We start from the raw sequence: 19,274 nt of genomic DNA on the forward strand, positions 1-19,274 counted from the left end.
GCTTGTTATTGATTCGGCCAGCCGGGATTTTGGATGAGGTTTTCATTGATGAGCAACTCATTTACCGGTAGTGGATCGAGATAGTCGCGGTCTGCCTTGAACTGGTATCCATTGGGCAGGATATCCTGATAATAGTCGATGTACCCGTTTTCATCGAGGTTGATATTGCTGAAACCGGGGTAGTCTGACGCGTTGAATTTAGCACCTTTGGGTCGCTTATTGACAAAAAGATCGTGTGCGCGCCACCGCATTAAATCGGCGAGACGGTATCCTTCACAGGCCAGCTCCACGCGCCGCTCGCGGCGTATTTCATTCAGCAGCGGTGTCAGCGCGGGGAAATCCCACCTGGGGTCGACCGTAATGGATCCCATCGTCAGATCGGGCATTTGTACGCGTCGGCGCAGCAAGTTGATCGATTTATTGATGTCATCCTGATTTAACGATCCCAGCTCGGCCTTGGCCTCGGCATAGTTGAGCAATACTTCGGCATAGCGGAAGATGATGGCTGCCGTGGTCGATCCAAAATCGGCTTGCTGCAATTGCTTGTTGGGCAACGCTCCCTTTTGAATCTGGTACCCGGTGGTGGTATTCGCTTCTCCACCGAGATGTACGGGCGCTCGCTCAAAAACCAGGTCTTCATTGATCGGATCGCCCGGTGCAAAGACGATGGCATCCAAACGCGGGTCTCTATTCCGGAACTCAGTGGTAAGGTTCGCATCGCCTTCGTACGAGGAACTGACTGCGATGGGTTTTCCATCGGTACACAGGTAGGCGTCAACCAGCGATTTGCTTACCCCCGTGGCACCGCCGATGATGGAAAGGAAACGCTGCCCGTTATGCGCGTTGAAACCCAGGATATAACGCTTCCAGAAAATCACCTCCGGATTGGCGCCCAGATCACTCTGGTTGAACAGCGAAACGTAATCGGCTACGCTGCTGCCCGCCACTTGGTACCTTCCGGCATTCATTATTTGTAACGAGGCATCTACAGCTTGCTGCAAATAGGTTTCAGGGGTGGCATTCTGGACGCCAAACGGCGTACCGGCATGATATTTTTGCCATGTACCTTCGTACAAGGCAACGCGTGATTTTAACGCCAACGCTACGTATTTGTTGATCCGGAAATCCGGCGCATCTGGCTTCAGGTATTGGATGGCTTGGTCCAAGTCTGCCAATATCCGGTCTGCGATGACATTGCGCGGTTCACGCGGATTGTACAATGCCTCATCGGCCGTACCCAGCGGTTGGTCATACCAGGGCACGCCACCGAAGCGCTGCAGCAAATCGAAGTAAATATAAGCCCGGAAAAAGAATCCTTCGCCTATGTATTGGTCAACATCGGCCGTCCGCCCACCCATATTATCGATAACCCGCTGGTAGTTGGCATGAAATACGTTGATGTTGCGCACATTGTTCCAAGCCCATCCGCCACCGGTCTGCGGCAGGGCCCGGACGCCACCTAACCGTGTATTGTAGACGCTCGGCACCATGTTGTCACTGTTGTTGTCCCGCCAGAAGGGACCGCCATCGTGAGATGACCATCCAGGGAATAACTCGTAAAAGGGATTGAGGAAAAGCGCCAGGTCTTGGCTGGTCTTCCAGAAGTTGACTTCGGTAATCGCGTCGAGCGGCGTTTTATTCAAAAATTCACTTTTCTCACACGATAGCAACGTGGCAAAAAAAGCAAAAAGTACGATGTATGTTGTTTTCATAATCTTTTCGTTAAAAATTGATGTTCAACCCGAGGGAGAGCGTTTTCTGAATCGGGTAAACCTTGCCCCTGCCGAAATTGCCGTCGGTACCTTCTGGATCGAGAAACCGCTCGATGCCCGAAAATGTCAGCAAGTTTTCAGCATTGAAGAAAATCCGGGTTTGGGAAATGGACAGCCGATTGGTCAATTGTGCTGGCAACGTGTAGCCCAGCGACAAGTTCTTCAACCGGGCATAGGCCGCGTTCTGTAGGTATCGCGTTGACGTTTGCCGATTCTTATGCGTTTCGGCACTGATATAGGGGTTCGGCCAATAGCCATCCGGATTATCCGCCCGGTAATAATCCATATGTTGCTCAAATACACTCGTGCCCCATACATTGTCCGCATGGCCCCAGAAAAGCCAATCGCCGCCGCCCGAAAAATCGACATCCCGTTTCCCTACGCCGGTCCAAAACATATTGAAGTCGAACCGTTTATAGTTCATGCCCAGATTCAGGCTGTATAAATACCGTGGGTTCGAATTGCCAATGATGCGCAGGTCGCCCGAATTGTCAACCGTATTAAGACCCGGGCCTATTTCACCATTCCCATCTACGTCTTCATACCGTACGTCGCCGGGCTTCCATACCCCGAAAAAGCGCGACTGATCCGGTGCCGAAGCAATTTCTTCGTCCGATTGGAACAGCCCGTTTGAATGATAGCCCCATATTTCGCCCAGTACGCGGCCCTCGTAGTTCTGGGAAAGTACACGGTTGGGATTATTCCACCGGGTGATGACCGTCTTGTAGTCGGTAAGGCCAACCGTGAGGTCGTAGTGGAAGTCTTCCTGTATCTTTCCCTTGTAGGTAACGCTGAGCTCCCATCCGGTGTTCTTTTGCGCGGCATTGTTTTCCTGAGGCACGCCGGTGCCCAACGTTGCGGGCAAGGGATTGGGTGTGCCGATCATGTCCGAAATCTCCCGCTTAAACAAATCGAACGTAACCAAAATCCGATTGTTCATCAACCCTGCATCGAAACCAACGTTCGTGGTACTGATCGTTTCCCAAGTGAGCGCGGAACTCACGATGCCCGGGGCATTGATTCCGATCACCGGCGTATTGCCGGCTACCCACGATACCTGCGGATTTACCGGCATGACGGGAAGGTAGAGGAAGTTGGCAACGTTGTGATTGCCCAGTGAACCGTAGGAAGCCCTTAGCTTAAACTCGTTGACGGTCTGCTTAAGTGGCGCCCAATAGTTTTCCTCGGAAAGGCGATACGCCACCGAAACCGATGGAAAAAACCCGAAACGCGACGCTTCGTCGAACCGGGAACTGCCTTGGTAACGGCCATTGAACTCCAACAGGTATTTGTCGCGATAATCGTAATTGAGCCGCGCAAACGTTCCCATGGTCGCCCACTCATTCATATGATCGTACAAACGGGTCGATCCGGTGGCAAGCAATATGGCCGGAACGTAATCCGTCAACAGGTTGTCGCGATAGCCCGAAAGGTCCTCAAATCTGCCGAATTCACGCTGATGGCCCACGAGCAGCTTGAAATTATGGTCTGAAACACGCGTTTCATAGGAAGAATAAATATTGGCATTCCAATAGTTGTTGCGCGCATAAGTTTTAGTCAGGCTATTGAGGGGCGTGGTATCAAAATGGGTGTACAACGTTCCATCGGGCCCCACTGCATCCACTTTGGCACGGTGGAGCGAAGAGGTCGAAGCTTTGTTGTTCCAGCCGTAATCGCCCTTGATTAACCAACCTTTGATGGGCTCAAATTCGGCCTCTATCTTCGTCCAGAAATCGTTCGTGACGTGCTTTTCCCTTCCCCCATCCTCAAAAACCTGGAAGCGTGACATTTCACTCCAGGTACCATTGGGATATCTTACCGGGTCTGTTGGAAACCGCCGCGGGAAATCGTGCCACATCACCGAGCGGTCCAGACCGTACCCGTCGTTGGGGTAGTCTATATCGCTGTTGGAAAACTTGGTCAGGAAATTTATGCGCATCCAATCGGTGATCGTAGCGCTGATCTTCGCATCGATGTTATACCGCTTATAGCCTTCGTTGGCATAACGCATTTGTCCACGGTGGTCAAAGAGTCCTAGCGAAACATAGTAGTTGAAATGCTGGCCACCGCCGTTCATGCTGAGGTCGTGCTTCTGGCGCAATGCCCAGGGCTTGAGGATTTCGTCATACCAATTGGTATTGCCATTGGCGTTTTCGCGCTTTGCCCACTTTGATGGGTCCAACGGATCCGGCCCCACGGCGGGGATACTGGTTGGGTCTTGCATGTACTGTTTGATTCGCTCAATCACCTCGTCGGAAAATAACGGAGCGCTGCCAGCATTGACCGTGGCGGCATTAAGGTACGTCGAAAAATCCAATGAATTCACCGGGTGCGGCAACCGCGTCGGCGCACCCATGGAGAGGGTGTTGTTATAGTTAAACCGAGGTTTCCCTTCGCTGAATTGCCCTTTTTTTGTGGTGATAAGGATGACCCCATAGGGTGCGTTCGCACCGTAGATAGCCGCTGAAGAGGCGTCTTTGATAACCGAAATGCTCGCTATGTCTTCGGGGTTGACCAGGTTGATATCTACCGGCAACCCATCCACCAACACCAGCGGATTGCCCATCCCCCGGATATTGAAGTTCATGGTGGCATCGGGCTGGCCTCCTGAATTATTGGTAAATACATTGAGGCCGGGGCTTATGCCCTGCAACGCCTGGCTCACATTGCCGATGGGGCGGTCTGCAAGCCGCTCACCGTCTACCATTTCCACAGCACCGGAGAGGTTGGCCTTTCGTTGTGTACCGTATCCCACCACGACTACCTCATCCAGGTCGCTGACGGAATTCGTCAGCGTAACCTGCACCGAACGTTGATTGGAAACGTCTACCTCTTGGGATTCAAAACCGACGTTGCTGAACACCAATGTCAAATTGCCCTGCGGCAAAGTGAGCCTGAAATTTCCCTGGGCGTCTGTCGTAGTGACGGAGTTGCCGCCTTTTACCGATACGGTAACACCGGAAAGGGGCGTTCCCTGCGCATCGGCTACTCTACCGGTGATTTCACGTTGCTGGAGTTCCGCTGCTGGAGGGGCTGAACCCGGGCGTTTGGTGGTGGCTTTCGGCTTGATGACGATGATGCCGTCTTTCAATGCCCATTCCAGTTGCTCATCGGCCAGGATAGCGGCCATGGCCTCTTCCAGATTTACGTGTTCTACATGTACGCTGACCCGGGTTTGCGCAATGCGGTCTCCACGGAAAAAAAACGAATAGCCTTGTTGCACCTGGATCTGCTTCATCACATCGCGCAGCGTCTTACCTTGCACATGTAAGGTAATGTGTTGTGCTTTTACATCTGCGGAGGTCTGTAAAACGAACCCTAGAATTAAAAAAGCCACTAACTTCATCATGATGAATATTCGAATTGTCAAAGGCCATGACATGCCTTTAACAGATGGTATAAAAATCATATATTTGTATTGTTTGAATGGTTATAATTCAGTTTTCTGTCGCAGTTGCAATAACTGCCGGAGCCATATCAGACATCTTTCCGGATGGTGTGGCTGCACCGTCCGGCTTTCTTGGCCTAATTACTCCTGCTTGTTTGTGTTAAGTTTCTCTTTCCATATGTTATGATTTTGGTTTAACCTATTGGTTATTAAATTTACTCGTTAATGACGAGCAGCTGCCTTTTGCCGCCTTGTTCCGTTATCTTAAAATCTAATCCGCTTTCTCTTAACATATCCAATACCGACGACAGCTGCTTGTCGCGCTTGAACACACCGAAAAACCGCATCGTGGGAACTTTTCCCTGGTAAATCACGTCAATATCATACCAGCGCTCAAGTTGTGTAAACGCTGCTTCGGGCGTAAGACCATCGAAATTGAAGTATCCTTCTTTCCAAGCGGTATAGCTGTCGGCGTCAACCGTATGTAGTGCCAGGGCCGAACCGGATTTGGTGGTTTGCTGACCGGGTGCCAGGATATGTGACGGCCCCGTTCCGCTGTCGGAATTACCGTTAAGTAACGTCACCTTTACCCGGCCTTCCACCAAGGTGGTTTTTGTTTCCTGTTGATTTGGATAGGCAGAAATGTTGAATGCGGTACCCAGTACCTCTACTTCCTGACCCGAGCTTTTTACTTTGAAAGGCACCGTCGACTTGGTCACTTCGAAATACCCTTCTCCCTCAAGTTCGACTACACGCTCATCACCGGTGAATTTGCTGGGATAGTGTAAGGTGGAAGCGGCGTTTAGCCATACGATTGTACCATCCGGCAAGGTTAATTGATAGGTGCCGCCCCTCGGCGTAGACAGTGCTAGCTGCTTGACTACACCAGCCGTCAGGTCTACGATTTCTTCAGACTGATTTTGGTAGGTAATGCCGTTGTCGCCCACAACGATCCCAGACTGAGCCTCGCTGAGGCTTATCGTGTGTCCATTTGCCAAGGTAAGGGTCGCTCGATTGCCACCCGGTGCAACGTCCTGCGCGTTGAGGGTTATCAATACGTTGCTGGGCGTTTTCTCTAGGAAACTCCACGTTACGGCAGTGGCAACGAGAATTGCGGCCGCGGCATAAGGGAGCCACCGGATGATTTTCCGCTTAGGCTCCCTGCCATTGATCCGGTCTAAAATACGGCTATATAGCCGTTGCTTGTGCTCCTCATCACTTTGGGCATGGAAGGGCGGAACGTCAATGGGTGCATCGCTAGCTTCGTTAAACCACTGCTCAAATTCCTGCTGTTCTTCGTTACTGAGCGTGCCGGTAAGCCATTTATTGGCTAACTCTTGCAACCGGACCGCATCTGCTTGTTTTGCCATATTTCTGTTCGAGCCTTTACCAATAGGTACCCCGAACACGGCAAATGACACACCACTCCCTTAAAAAAAATACAACTCGCTGGATAACAATTCGATAATTAAAGCAAAAATCCCGTAAGGAAGGTATCCAGCCCGGTGCGTAATTGCTTTTTTATCCGGACCAGTCGGGCATTGACTGCTTTCTCAGATAAGCCGAGTTTTTCGGCAATCTCGTGATGGGACCTGCCTTCCTCTTTGCGCATTAGGTAGATTAGCCTACTCTGCGCCGGCAAGGTACCGATGAACTCCTCGAGCCGCTGCCGGAGTTCTTCGAAATTCAGGTATTCCTGCGTGGAATCATCAAGTAGGTCACCGCTCACCGCCTGCATTTCCGCATGGAGACGTCGTGTACGCTGACTGTCCAGCAACTTGATGATGCGGTATTTGACAGACACGTAGAGGTAGTTATCCAGCGTCGACGTAAGTTGCAGCGTGGCACGTTTTTCCCACAAGGACACAAAAATGTCCTGTACGATATTTTCGGCGTCAGCAAACTCAGTGGTCCGCTGCGCGGCGAAATACAGCAGCTTTTTCCAATAACGTTCATAAAGCGCTGAAAATGCATGGTGATTATCGATGCGTAATAGCGCCATCAACTCGGAATCTGTGAGGCTTTTGAGTGCTTCCATGGCTTATCTTACGTTAACAAACAACCTGCTGATCACGATGCAACCGAGTTCTAATTGGATTAGTGAAAATCGCACCTATGATGGGTGCATATCGCTATTACAAGACAATTATGGGGAAAAAAATCCAATATATCAAGGGGAATCAGCACGCAAACGGTTGCTCAATTTAGGCGCATCAAGGCTGTGTGCATATTGATTTTCAACCGCGATTTAGTGTTCGATACCGCCGCCAGGATGGGGAATTCGTTCGTTATGAATACCGGATAATTACATTCACCATCCCTGGATTGAAAAACGATGGCTCGAACGATTCGATTAGGCCCCTTTGTTCATAGACGCGCAATTCGTGGTACACCCGCTCGCGCAATGCGCCTGTGCCGTGACCGTGGATGAAGCGGATTTCTTGCTGACCGTCTTCGATGGCGTTATCCAGTGCGGTACGCATGCGTTCAATGCTCAGCTGTACCATGTCTTCGCCGCTGAGGCCCGAGGTATTACGCATGAATGCACGGAGATGCAAATCCACTTCCTGTACAGATGCCATGATACAAAGGTAGGAATATAAAAACGCTGTAAAAAACGCGCCCCAAAAACTGGAGCGCGTCTCCAAAAAATTCTGTGTATCAGAGCAGGCTACTTATCCCGGTAAACCGGTATTGCAGCCCAATCTCGTGGGTGGTGTTGCTGATGCGCCGGTTGAGTGGCTGACTACCCGGATTGAACTGGTAGCTGTAGCCCAGCCCGAAGCCTCCGAAGTTGAACTGCGCAATACCCGCAAACTCGCCGTAACTCCGCACATTCGCGCCGATGCCAAACACCCGCTTGATGAACACCAGTGCCGAAGCCTCCGCCTGTGGACGAAGGCTCTCGGAGTACGTCACCAGCACACTCGGCCGGAACTGGAAGTCCGTTCCCAGGTTAAACAGCGCGCCCGCAGTCAGGTGGTACAGGTTGCGGAAATTATAGCGGCTGTCCGAATCCACACCGAGGCTTCCCAGCATCAGCCGTGGAAGTGACAGGCCGACATAATACCGCTCGGGGCGGTACAGCATCACACCGAAACCTACCAGCGCATCCGTTTCCTTTACATCCTCCCGGAAGGCCGGATCCATGGGATCCAGCTGCGAGAAGCGACCGTCCATGTAGCTGACACCTGCATTCAGCGAAAGGCCTACGTATTCCGTTTCCGATATCCGCACGCTCTTGGCAAAAAAGGCACTTGCCTCCGTTAACTTCTCCACCGCCAGGCTTTCGTGGCGGATGTTCAAACCCGCCGTCGCACCGAACGATGCAAAGCCCACATGGCCGCTGCCCCAGAACGCCGTCGGCGCACCATCCAGACCTACCCACTGCCGCCGGCCAATGACCGACACTTCTCCGCCCGGGCTCATCAGGCTCGCCGCAGGGTTGATTACCGTGCGCAGCTGGCCGTGCTGCGTGTGTGTAAGGGGCTGCTGAGCGTGTAGCCCCCGCAGCCATGCACAGCAGATCAGTATAATTAACAATCGTTTCATTCTATTCTGATTCTTACTTTTTAATAGTCAATTCTTAATTCATTCGCCCGTTAATACCGCAACACGAAATACCCTTTCCGGTACTTCCACGTGCTGCCGTCTTTTAGCTCTACAATATAGAAATACGTACCTGCGGGCAAGAGCAGCTGGCCGGTTCCGACACCCCGGAACGCCACGCGGTCGTTGTCGTAGCCACTGGCCTCATATACCACCGTGCCGTTGCGGTTGAAGATGTTTACGCGGTTCTCAGGGTAATCGCGGATTCCCTCAATCATCAGGAATTCGTTGATTCCATCTGCATTGCGCGATACCGCAGGATGTACACGCACCGGGAAGTCCGAGGAGGGATCCACCACACGTACCGTCGCCGTTACCGGCTCGGCCGCTTCGTGATTACCATCGCCCGCCTGTGTGGCTGTGATGCGTACCGTGCCCAGCCGGAGGATGGTCAGCGTAGTGGCATCCAGCATTGCTACCTGCTCATCGTCCAACCTCAATGTCACCGGCAGGCCGCTGCTGGCACTTACATTGAGCGCTATACTACCCGCGTCTCGGTTCACTTCCGCAGGCGCATCGAATTGGATGGTCTGCCTGGCTTTCTGAACCGTCAGTACCCGACTGAAAGACGGCTGGTTGGCGTAATTCGCATTTGCTGCCACCGCCGCCGTGAGGGTGGCTGTACCAGCACCCGTGATGCGGATCAGCCCGTTATCGGTTACCTCCACTACCGATGTGTTGTCGCTGGTGTACACCACGGCCTCCCCACTGCTGGAGGTGGCTCCTGCATTGAAATCATCGTCGCCATATACCTTGTCGCCGATGACCGGGAAATCCAGGGTACGGACGGCAGGAGTGATAACCAAGCGCGCGCTAAGCGTCAGCTCATCAAATCCATCCAGCTCGATACGCGCAGTTACCGTATATACACCGGCGTCGGTAGCGGCATTGCCTGCCGTCGGTTCATCACCTTCAAGCTGAATTGTATAGCGCACCGTTGCTGCGGTTGGTAGGTTTTGTACCGCCAATGCATGGGTTTTGCCATCGTAAGCCGTCGTGGCAGGCTCCAACGTCACACCGGCCAGCGACCCTCTTTCCACCGTTACTGCAATGGAAGCCTTTATGTTGTCCGGGTTGAACGTGCCATCCGTTGGAACGACTGTGCCTTCAAACAAATAAGTTGCCGGTGCTGTGGCATGATAAGCGGGTGTGCCGCCATCCCAATTGACTGCCCATTGCTGTTCATCGCCATTTTCAAGAGAGACCGCTGCGGTTTCTGGCAAGGGCAGGTCGCCAAGTGGGGTGCCATAGTCGACGGTAATGGGTTCAAACGGATCGATGCGTTCCAGCTTCCAGTATTCAGTCTGTGCTGTTCCTGCCGGGGATACCTGCGTACCACCCGCTCCATCCACGGCTACGAGCCGGAAATGGTATTGCCTGCCCGCCTCCAGTCCATCGAGGGCTACTGAGATCTGTTCCCCTACGATGAGCGGATCCATTCCCGGTACCAATGTCATGAAATCGGGCGTGGTAGCTACTTCTATGCGGTAGTCCGTTGTGCCGGCAACCGGTAGCCACTCCAATGTAAAGCCCTGCTGGGTGATCGCAGATACATCGGGCGTTTCGGGTTTCAGGACGTAGCCTACCGTCGTAGGATCTGCCAACGTGAGCGCGTGCAGTGGCTGGTTATTCAGTATTGTTTGTACAAACCGTTCATCGATATTGCGCATGCTGGCTAGCGGCCGAAAGGGTTCATCGGTTGCCGATTGCGCGAACACCCACAGGTTCGCTTCGTCATGGCCGGCTACGTCCGCCTCACGGTACCGGATGCGGATAGTGCCCGAAAAATTTACAGGCTCAGCAAATCGGTACACCTGCGGCAAGGAGGAACCCGGCCCGATGGATACCGCTGTGGCACTTCGCGACAGGCGGTTCTGCACAATCGGTACGGGATGCCGCGCTGTCGGTTGGAAAGCCAAGCCTTCCGAAGAAAACCAGTCGGTTGGCCGTATGGATAGGCCTTCATTTCCTGCGCTGACCTGCGCCAGCGCCTCCGGCGGGGCCAGCCAAGCGAGCAACGCGACGGCGGCCAAGACCCGCAGCCGTCGGTGCAGTGTTCGGAGTTGATTAGTCATCGTCATATCCTCCGTTAGTCAATCGCCAGGCCGGCGCTTGCATAGCCGGATAACGCAATCGCCATATCAATGCCTGCAGTAACATTAGTAGAGAAGACCAGTAACAGCCGCGATCCGGCGGTGACGGGGATGCTGAGACCCGTGGTTTTGCCATCAGCGATAGCCCCGATGGATACAATTCCGGTAAAGGTAGGTGCCAATGTGACCACTGCACCCGGTACCGGATGAAACATGTTGTCTGGCGTAGAGCTTTGGTACAGCTGTGCCGTCACCGTAACGGTACTACCAACGAGCGACAACGCTGTTGTCGTGCTAAAGAAGGCATATAGCGAGGTGATGGTTCCATCCCGTGGTACCGAAAAGGCCATGTTTAGGTTCGTCCCACTTGCACCAGTCAAATCGATACCACCGCCGAAATTCTGTATGCCCGATGCGGAATTTCCGAAACCCAACGCCGCAGACGTGCCAGTAAGACCACCCAGCACAGTCGTCATCGTGACGGGTACACCGGAGGCAAACGGAATGATGGCGCCACCCCCTGAAGTGCCCGCAGGCCCTACAGGCCCGGTATCTCCCTTGGCGGCCACCAATGCATAATCCGGGCTGGTGCCCGGAATTCCGGTAGGTGCGGCAACGCTCACCGTATAGGTCGATCCATTGTACGAAACAGGCTGCCCGATTGGATAGGTCGGAGCATCCCCTGGATTGAAAACCACGAGGTTGTATAATCCCCCTTGTGGGCCGACAGGACCGGCTGGCCCTTGTGGACCTGCGGGACCAGGGTCGCCTTGAATGCCGGGGTCGCCTTGAACGCCTTGCGGACCGATAGGCCCAACTGGACCTGGGAGACCGGGATCGCCTTGTAATCCTTGAATGCCGGGGTCACCCTGCAATCCTTGCGGACCGATGGGTCCGATTGAGCCTTGTGGTCCGGGGTTACCTTGCAACCCCTGAGGGCCTGCCGGTCCAGCCACACCTGTGGCGCCCGGAACACCCGGTAAACCCTGCGCGGCAATCAGCATGTATGCAGCGCTACCCCCCGGAGTTCCCGTCGGTGCATCGGTGGCTGCAACATACGTCGACCCGCCATACGTCACCACCTGTCCCGCCTGGTAGTCAGCTGCTTCGCCGGCATCAAATTCCACCGTGTTGGCAAAGGGGTTTTCACCCGCGCCGAGACGTTGCCACGTGCTGCCCGTAAAATAATAAAATCCCGGTTCGTCATCGGTTTGGTAGATCAGCAAACCTTCCGCAGGCGCCGCGGGTCGATTGACTTTTGGCATGCGCGGAATCAGTATTCCTTTGCTGTCGGAAAGCACTTCCAATTGGGCAGATTCGTGCGGCACCTCGATACCGACACCCACTTGGGCTTGTAAATCGAATGGGGAGCTGAAAGCACACAGGCCTATCAGCAGCATTAACAGTAACTGTTTGTTCATGGTAGATGTTTAAAAAATATTGAAGCGATGAGACTGATTAGGGCGCAAATATAGGCTAATTGTCACAAACCGTAAAAAAAACGAAAAATTACATGACCATTCCTAATACTGATAAGCAATCTGCTACTTTGGTGAAGTAGATGACGATGGAAACCTACATCCCCTGCCCCCTATTGTAGCCTTATATCAAGGCGTTTCATATCATTGAAAGCAGTGCTACTCCCCTCGAAAACCAGGTTTTTCCCCGTACAACGATAGCGCTGGCCTTCCGCTTCGGTGGGCAGGTACCCGATGACTCATGTAGCCATGGCTTCATTGCTGAACCCTGATGTGTTGCGCTTGGTAAGAAATGTCACCTAATCTTCAGGTTTTCAAAAATTCCTTGCACAGGAAACCAAACCCTGTTACTTTTGCTAACACTGTTAGGTAAAGGAAGCAGATGAGCATTATCGCTGAACGGAGAATACGAGAAAAGGAGGCCATGCGGACCAACATCCTGACCACGGCGTGGCAGATCGTGAAGGAAGAAGGGTGGCAGTCGCTATCCATCCGTAAGATTGCCGATGCGATCCAGTACAGCGTGCCCGTGATCTACGATTACTTTGACAATAAGGAAGCTATTTTGCTCGAGTTTGGCAAACAGGGTTTTGAACTGGTCATAAAAAAGCTGAAGTCGGCAAAGGCCAGTTCTACGGATCCAGCCGAGCAGCTCAAAGCAATCGCCGATGCATATTGGGCATTTGCCTTCCGGAATAAGGAATACTACCAGCTGATGTGGGGAATGGGCGCTCCCACCTGCGAAATGGACAAATGCATGCCGGAACGTTCGGTATTCCGGGATCTAGTGATGGGCCCGATGATCGAAATCATTGAAAAGGCAAAACATGGCGACGCAGAAACCAACGCCTGCCTGAAGTACCATACCTTTTGGTCTATCCTGCACGGATTGATTTCCATCAAGATGGTGGCACCTGCGGACGATACCGAGCAGCTCAATAAATTGGTGCTCGACGACGCCATCACCGGATTTATCAAAAATCTGAAGTCTTAATTTTTTTTGCCTAACCCCCTAACAGTGTTAGGAAATATAATAGCGATAGGAACTAAATAACAATAATCGTTTACATCATCAATAATAATAAATAAGTCATGAATAGTATCTTACCAACTCAAGCGAAATATAATCCAGTCCGGTACCTATTGCCGCTCGTCGGGCTGTCCCTGCTGGTCGTTGCCCAGGCGTGCAGCACGTCCACAGGAAGCGAACAGCCGGCGAATGCGCCGCAACGTTTGCCGGTGCTAACGCTGCATCCGCAATCAGCGACCACTTACGACGAATACCCCGCCGCCCTTGAAGGCAGTAAGGACATCGAGATTCGCCCGCAGGTGGAAGGCCAGCTCGAACACATTTATGTAGACGAAGGGGCCTATGTACAACAGGGCCAGCCCCTCTTCCGCATCAACGCCCGCGTATATACCGAGCAGCTCAACAACGCCAAAGCAACATTGGCCGCGGCGGAGGCGAACCTGACCAATGCGCGCATCGATGTAGGCAAACTGACGCCGCTGGTGAAAAACCAGGTGCTCTCGGACGTGCAACTGGATGCCGCCCTGGCCGCAGAACGGGTGGCCGAAGCCAATGTGCTCCAAGCGAAAGCCGTGGTGGAAAGCGCACAGATCAACCTGGGCTATACGGTAATTTCGGCCCCGGTAGCAGGTTACATCGGCCGTATCCCGTTTAAAATGGGCAGCCTGGTGGGTACCACGACGCCCCAGCCGCTCACCGTGCTTTCGGAAATCCGCAATGTATTTGCCTACTTCTCCCTGAGCGAGAATGACTTCATCGGGTTTAAAAACCGGGTGGAAGGCAGCACGATTGCTGACAAAATCAGCCACCTGCCACCGGTGGAGCTGGTATTATCCGACGGAAGCATTTATGCCCAAAAAGGGAAAGTGGAGGTCGTGTCCGGACAGTTTGACGACCGTACGGGTACCATTACCTTCCGGGCGGTGTTCCCCAACGAAGCGGGTTTGCTGCGTTCGGGCAACACGGGAAAAATCCGGATTCCGAATGTGTCGCCATCGGTCATCCTTGTTCCCCAGGAAGCCACTTTCGAGCTGCAGGATAAGGTGTTCGTATTTGCCCTGGCGGATAGCAATCGCGTAGAGAGCCGGCCTATCCCCATTGCGGGCAGGAGCGGTACGTATTACCTCGTCGAAAATGGTGTGAAGCCGGGCGACCGCATTGTGTATGCCGGATTGGACCGCCTGCAAGACGGTGCGCACATCATACCGGAGCCCGTGGCTCCGGACAGCTTGATTGCCCGAGCGGCGCTGTAAAATAACGCGGGCATATTTATTTTTCTTAGTTAAAACAACGCGATTCGATGTTACAAAAATTTATCGAACGGCCGGTGCTGTCGACCGTCATATCCATCTTATTGGTGATACTCGGCACGATTTCGGCCCTTACATTACCCATTTCCCAGTTCCCCGACATCGCTCCACCCACCGTGGTGGTAACGGCGTCCTATCCCGGGGCCAATGCAGAAACCGTGGCCCGCTCGGTGGCCACACCCATCGAGGAGGCAGTAAACGGGGTGGAAAACATGACCTACATGACCTCCAACTCCAGCAACGACGGGAGTATGACCCTGACCGTGTTCTTCAAACAGGGCACCGATCCGGATATCGCGGCCGTAAACGTGCAGAACCGGGTGTCCAAGGCGAGCAACAAAATTCCGCAGGAGGTGATCCAGGCGGGTATATCCACACAGAAACAGCAAAACAGTTTTTTGATGTTCGTGGCGCTCACCAGCAAAGACAGCCTATACGACGAAGCGTTTATACAGAATTACCTCAAGATAAACGTGATTCCGCAGATGCAACGGATACCGGGCGTGGCAGAGGTGCAGCCTTTCGGTGGCCGCGAATACGCGATGCGTATCTGGCTGCAGCCGGACCGCCTCATGGCTTACAACCTGTCGCCCCAGGATGTGATGCGCGCCATTGCCGACCAAAACGTGGAAGCAGCGCCGGGTAGGCTGGGACAAAGCAGCCCGGAGATGTTTGAATACGTACTGAAATACAAGGGCAAGCTCAACGAAAACCAGGACTACGAAAACATGATCATCACGGCCACCAACGATGGGCAGCTCATCCGCCTGAAAGATGTGGCCCGGGTATCATTCGGTTCGTTTTCCTATGCGGCCAACAGCCGCCTGAACGGAGGAGCCACCTCGGGCATAGCCCTGCTACAGACCGCCGGTTCCAATGCCAACGAAATCCTCATCGAAGCGAAAAAGCAGATCGAAGTGCTGAAGGAGGCGCTGCCCAAAGGCATTGAGCCGATCGTTATGTTCAACGCCAAGGATTTCCTTGATGAATCGATCAGCCAGGTGAACCATACCCTCATCGAGGCTTTCATCCTGGTGTTCCTGGTTGTGTTCATCTTCCTGCAGGATTTCCGCTCGACGCTCATACCGGCCATCGCCGTGCCCGTAGCCATCATCGGCACGTTTTTCTTCATGCAGCTTTTCGGATTCAGCATCAATTTACTTACGTTGTTTGCCCTGGTGCTGGCCATCGGCATCGTGGTCGACGACGCCATTGTGGTGGTAGAGGCCGTCCATTCGAAAATGGAACGGACGGGTCTCTCCCCCAGGGACGCCACCCAGGAGTCGATGAAAGAGATATCCGGGGCCATCGTTTCCATCACGCTGGTGATGGTGGCCGTATTCGTACCGGTTACCTTCATGCAGGGGCCTGCCGGTGTGTTTTATACGCAGTTTGCCTTTACGTTGGCGGTAGCTATCGGCATCTCGGCGCTGAACGCCCTCACACTCAGCCCGGCATTATGTGCCCTGTTCCTGAAAAACCCACATAGCGAGGGCACTGAAACGGGTGCTGAACCCGGCAATAAGGGTGGGTTCCTGAAACGGTTTTTTTCGGCCTTCAACGTGGCATTTACAGCCATCACCGACAAGTATGTGAAATCCCTTCAGCTGCTGATGCGCCGCAAATGGGTGGTGGTATCGGGCCTGGCGCTGGTGACTGCCGTGACGGTGTTCATGATCCAGCGCACCCCCACGGGATTTATTCCCACGGAAGACCAGGGTTTTGTACTGTACGCCGTGAATACGCCGCCGGGCAGCTCGCTGGCCCGGACGGAACGGGCAATGAAGCAGATCGAGGAAATCGTGGCCAATGAGCCGTTTACCCTCAACCACTACCAGGTGGATGGTCTCAACTTCATCTCAAATGCGAATGCTGCACCCTATGGTGCCGGATTTATCCGTACCAAGCCGAAAGACCAGCGCGGTCCCATCAAAGACTACGAAGCCATCGCGGCAAGCCTCACCCAGAAAGTGGCGGCCGAGGTAAAAGGTGCGCAGGCGGTATTCTTCACCTTCCCTACGGTATCCGGTTTCGGCAATGTGGATGGCTTCGAATTCATGCTGCAGGACCGTGGCAATGGGTCGCTGCAAAAACTCGACGCCACCGCAAAGGAGTTTATCGCTGCCTTGTCGAAACGGGAGGAAATTGCCTTTGCCTTTACCACGTTTGCAGCAAATAATCCGCAATACGAACTGGTAATCGATGACGAAAAAGCCAAGCAACTGGGTGTCAACGTAAGCGACCTGCTGCAAACGGTGCAGATTTATTTCGGAAGCACGTTTGTGTCAGACTTCAACCGCTTCGGGAAATTCTACCGGGTAATTGCACAGGCCGACATTCCCTACCGGGCCAATGCATCGTCACTCAATGAGATTTACGTAAAAAATGCCGACGGCGGTATGGTGGCAGCCAATACGATGGTGACGCTGAACCGCGTATATGGGCCCGAAACGGTAACCCGCAACAACCTCTACAATGCCGTGACCATCAATGGCAAGCCAAACGTGGGGTACAGCACAGGGGATGCCATCGTGGCCATTGAAGAAACGGCCCGCGAGGTGCTGCCCCGCAACTTCGCCTACGAATGGACGGGCATGACCCGCGAGGAAAAAAGTGCCGGGTCGCAGCTCACCGTTATCTTCATCATGAGCCTGGTGTTTGTCTTCTTCCTGCTGGCAGCGCAGTATGAAAGTTACATCCTGCCCCTGGCGGTGGTTACCACCATCCCGCTGGGAATCTTCGGAGTCATGCTGTTCATCAACCTGATGGGCATCGAAAACAACATTTATGTGCAGGTAGCAATGATCATGCTGATCGGCTTGCTGGCGAAAAATGCCATCCTCATCGTGGAATATGCCCTGCAACGGCGAAGGGCGGGAATGGGGCTCCTTGAATCGGCACTGGAAGCTTCGCGGCTGCGGCTACGCCCCATACTGATGACCTCTTTTGCCTTTATCGTGGGCATGATTCCCCTGCTGCGCGCAACGGGTGGGTCAGCGTTGGGCAACCACTCCATTGGCGCCGGAGCCGTAGGTGGAATGCTTACCGGGGTGTTGCTAGGCGTATTTGCCATCCCGGTACTCTTCGTGATTTTCCAATACCTGCAAGAACGGGTGAGTGCCAAACGCAGCGGCAAACTGGCCCTGCAACCGGCTGTACTCCTGCTGGCAGCATCGGTCCTGGCCTACTCCTGCAGCACCGGCAGGGAGACCGTCCACACCACCGGGGCGGTGCCGGATACGTTCCGGACAGTAGCGGCCACTCCGGCTGACGCAGCCACAAGCGACTTGCCTGCAGCCGACTCCACCAGCATTGCCCAGCTGGAATGGAAGCAGTTTTTTACCGATACAGCCCTGCAACGAATCATCGACAGCGTATTGGCCCGCAACTTCGACATGCAGGTGGCCCTGAACACCATTACGCTGAATGAGGCCTACCTGAAACAGGCCAAAGCGACCTGGCTGCCCGTGGTGCAGGCCGACCTATCCGCCAACACATCGCGGCCCTCACAAAATAGCCTGAATGGCTTGAACCTGGCTGATTTTGTCGGCACCAACCACATCGAAGACTATACCGCGGCCGTAGGGGTGAGCTGGGAGGTGGATGTATGGGGTAAGATACGGCAGCAGAAGCAGGCTTCCCTGGCGGCTTACCTGCAAAGCACGGAAGCGGTAAAATCCCTGCAAACCCGCCTGATTACCGCATCGGCCTCCGCTTATTATACCTTGCTGATGCTGCACGAGCAGCTCGGCATCACCCGGCGTAATATTGCACTGAGTGACAGCACGCTACGGGCCGTCCGCCTGCAATACACGGCCGGACAGGCATCTATCCTGGCGGTGCAGCAGGCCGAAGTGCAACTGGAGAAGACAAAAGCATGGATACCCAAACTCGAACAGGCGCTGCTCATGCAGGAAAACGCCCTGAGCATCCTGATGGCCAGCGAACCACGGGAGATTGCCGCCAGCGCGCCGTTGCAAAGTTTTGCAATACCCCAACGGTTTGCCATTGGCATACCGGCAGCGATGGTGAGCCGCCGCCCGGACGTCAAAGAAAGCGAATATGCACTTGAGATTGCCGATGCCCAGGTGGGGATTGCACAGGCCAACCGCTATCCGGCGTTGCGCATCACCGCAGCCGGCGGGCTGAATGCCTTTCAGGCTAGCAACTGGTTTGTTATGCCTGCCTCCCTGTTTGGCAACCTGGCTGGAAACGTGATGCAGCCCGTATTCAATAGCCGCAAACTGAAAACGCAGTTTGAAGCAGCCAAGATACAACGGGAGAATGCGGTGATCCGTTTCCGGCAAACCGTGTTGAATGCCGTGGGCGAAGTATCGGATGCCCTCGCACAGCTCGACAAGCTGAGGGAACAGATCGAGATCACCCAGTCGCAGAAAAATAAGCTCGAAAAGGCCATCCCTAACGCGCAGCTGCTATTCACGAATGGCATGGCTTCTTACCTGGAAGTGATCACCGCCCAGCAAAATGCACTGCAAAGCGAACTGGAACTGGCTGACCTGAAACGCCAGCAGATCGAAGCCTATGTGTTGCTGTATCGGAGTTTAGGCGGCGGCGTGGATTGATCAGGCTCCTA

General features: G+C 53.7%; 11 protein-coding genes. 3 read left to right on the plus strand and 8 right to left on the minus strand.

What is annotated here, in order from left to right; genetic code table 11:
• Positions 1-5 precede the first annotated feature (5 nt).
• The 8 genes from BMZ56_RS22375 to BMZ56_RS26055 all read right to left on the minus strand — a co-directional run bounded on the left by BMZ56_RS22375 (position 6) and on the right by BMZ56_RS26055 (position 12,283).
• Positions 6-1,712 carry a RagB/SusD family nutrient uptake outer membrane protein gene (locus tag BMZ56_RS22375; RefSeq protein ID WP_090631212.1) on the minus strand — a complete coding sequence of 569 codons (1,707 nt, stop codon included), beginning with the start codon at positions 1,710-1,712 and terminating at the stop codon, positions 6-8.
• 10 nt (positions 1,713-1,722) lie between these two features.
• The gene (locus tag BMZ56_RS22380; protein ID WP_177195270.1) at positions 1,723-5,121 is read right to left on the minus strand and encodes a TonB-dependent receptor; all 3,399 of its coding nucleotides are present in this window, start codon (positions 5,119-5,121) and stop codon (positions 1,723-1,725) included.
• A 254-nt stretch (positions 5,122-5,375) separates the two neighbouring features.
• Entirely contained in the window at positions 5,376-6,530 is a 1,155-nt protein-coding gene (locus BMZ56_RS22385; RefSeq protein WP_143072999.1) for a FecR family protein, read from the minus strand.
• Between the two features lie 98 nt (positions 6,531-6,628).
• Positions 6,629-7,198: an RNA polymerase sigma-70 factor gene (locus tag BMZ56_RS22390; RefSeq protein ID WP_090631220.1), complete on the minus strand. Its 570-nt coding sequence runs from the start codon at positions 7,196-7,198 to the stop codon at positions 6,629-6,631.
• 250 nt (positions 7,199-7,448) lie between these two features.
• Entirely contained in the window at positions 7,449-7,742 is a 294-nt protein-coding gene (locus BMZ56_RS22400) for a Smr/MutS family protein (protein WP_090631226.1), read from the minus strand.
• A gap of 79 nt (positions 7,743-7,821) precedes the next feature.
• Positions 7,822-8,712, minus strand: coding sequence for a PorP/SprF family type IX secretion system membrane protein (locus BMZ56_RS22405; protein WP_090631229.1), 891 nt, complete (start codon positions 8,710-8,712; stop codon positions 7,822-7,824).
• Positions 8,713-8,762: 50 nt separating this feature from the next.
• On the minus strand, positions 8,763-10,844 hold the full coding sequence (locus BMZ56_RS22410) for a T9SS type B sorting domain-containing protein (protein ID WP_177195271.1): 2,082 nt from the start codon (positions 10,842-10,844) through the stop codon (positions 8,763-8,765).
• A gap of 14 nt (positions 10,845-10,858) precedes the next feature.
• Positions 10,859-12,283: an exosporium glycoprotein BclB-related protein gene (locus tag BMZ56_RS26055; protein ID WP_090631235.1), complete on the minus strand. Its 1,425-nt coding sequence runs from the start codon at positions 12,281-12,283 to the stop codon at positions 10,859-10,861.
• A 439-nt stretch (positions 12,284-12,722) separates the two neighbouring features.
• On the opposite strand from BMZ56_RS26055, the gene BMZ56_RS22420 reads away from it, so the two are divergent.
• The 3 genes from BMZ56_RS22420 to BMZ56_RS22430 all read left to right on the plus strand — a co-directional run bounded on the left by BMZ56_RS22420 (position 12,723) and on the right by BMZ56_RS22430 (position 19,263).
• Positions 12,723-13,334 carry a TetR/AcrR family transcriptional regulator gene (locus BMZ56_RS22420; protein WP_090631238.1) on the plus strand — a complete coding sequence of 204 codons (612 nt, stop codon included), beginning with the start codon at positions 12,723-12,725 and terminating at the stop codon, positions 13,332-13,334.
• A 98-nt stretch (positions 13,335-13,432) separates the two neighbouring features.
• Positions 13,433-14,623 carry an efflux RND transporter periplasmic adaptor subunit gene (locus tag BMZ56_RS22425; RefSeq protein ID WP_090631241.1) on the plus strand — a complete coding sequence of 397 codons (1,191 nt, stop codon included), beginning with the start codon at positions 13,433-13,435 and terminating at the stop codon, positions 14,621-14,623.
• Positions 14,624-14,670: 47 nt separating this feature from the next.
• Positions 14,671-19,263, plus strand: coding sequence for an efflux RND transporter permease subunit (locus BMZ56_RS22430; RefSeq protein WP_177195272.1), 4,593 nt, complete (start codon positions 14,671-14,673; stop codon positions 19,261-19,263).
• Positions 19,264-19,274 lie beyond the last annotated feature (11 nt).

The organism is Parapedobacter indicus, from assembly GCF_900113765.1.
Taxonomy (GTDB): domain Bacteria; phylum Bacteroidota; class Bacteroidia; order Sphingobacteriales; family Sphingobacteriaceae; genus Parapedobacter; species Parapedobacter indicus.

What these genes read in the sequence shown, in the direction of transcription:
- BMZ56_RS22380 (WP_177195270.1), bottom strand. Translation starts at nt 5,121, where the DNA reads ATGATGAAGTTAGTGGCTTTTTTAATTCTAGGGTTCGTTTTACAGACC.
- BMZ56_RS22410 (WP_177195271.1), bottom strand. Translation starts at nt 10,844, where the DNA reads ATGACTAATCAACTCCGAACACTGCACCGACGGCTGCGGGTCTTGGCC.
- BMZ56_RS22425 (WP_090631241.1), top strand. Translation starts at nt 13,433, where the DNA reads ATGAATAGTATCTTACCAACTCAAGCGAAATATAATCCAGTCCGGTAC.
- BMZ56_RS22430 (WP_177195272.1), top strand. Translation starts at nt 14,671, where the DNA reads ATGTTACAAAAATTTATCGAACGGCCGGTGCTGTCGACCGTCATATCC.
- BMZ56_RS26055 (WP_090631235.1), bottom strand. Translation starts at nt 12,283, where the DNA reads ATGAACAAACAGTTACTGTTAATGCTGCTGATAGGCCTGTGTGCTTTC.
- BMZ56_RS22400 (WP_090631226.1), bottom strand. Translation starts at nt 7,742, where the DNA reads ATGGCATCTGTACAGGAAGTGGATTTGCATCTCCGTGCATTCATGCGT.
- BMZ56_RS22385 (WP_143072999.1), bottom strand. Translation starts at nt 6,530, where the DNA reads ATGGCAAAACAAGCAGATGCGGTCCGGTTGCAAGAGTTAGCCAATAAA.
- BMZ56_RS22420 (WP_090631238.1), top strand. Translation starts at nt 12,723, where the DNA reads ATGAGCATTATCGCTGAACGGAGAATACGAGAAAAGGAGGCCATGCGG.
- BMZ56_RS22405 (WP_090631229.1), bottom strand. Translation starts at nt 8,712, where the DNA reads ATGAAACGATTGTTAATTATACTGATCTGCTGTGCATGGCTGCGGGGG.
- BMZ56_RS22375 (WP_090631212.1), bottom strand. Translation starts at nt 1,712, where the DNA reads ATGAAAACAACATACATCGTACTTTTTGCTTTTTTTGCCACGTTGCTA.
- BMZ56_RS22390 (WP_090631220.1), bottom strand. Translation starts at nt 7,198, where the DNA reads ATGGAAGCACTCAAAAGCCTCACAGATTCCGAGTTGATGGCGCTATTA.